Source organism: Burkholderia sp. GbtcB21, assembly GCF_019091065.1.
GTDB classification, from domain to species: domain Bacteria; phylum Pseudomonadota; class Gammaproteobacteria; order Burkholderiales; family Burkholderiaceae; genus Burkholderia; species Burkholderia pyrrocinia_C.
The window spans coordinates 1-236 of sequence record NZ_JAGXKA010000478.1; the positions used below are offsets into that span (position 1 = coordinate 1).

Below are 236 nucleotides of genomic sequence, written 5' to 3' on the forward strand. Positions count from 1 at the left end.
GTGGTGGGCTTCGCCGATCCCGGGACGGTCGGCGGCGGCAACCTCGCGCCGGGGATCGCACGCTCGACGCACGCGCTCGCCCTGGCGCGCGAACGCGGCTGGCCCGTCGCGCACAGCCGCATCGTGTACGCGGTCGACGGCAGCGACGACAACGTCTTCTCGCTGGAGGTGCCCGGCTTGGCGACGCTGACCGAGCATCATCCGCTCAGCGCGATCGTGCCCGCGCTCACCCCCGC

The 236-nt window shown here is 74.2% G+C and carries 1 pseudogene; it reads left to right on the forward strand.

What is annotated here, in order from left to right:
• A pseudogene (locus KVT39_RS37405) lies at positions 1–236 on the forward strand (N-carbamoylsarcosine amidase); the annotation flags it as partial.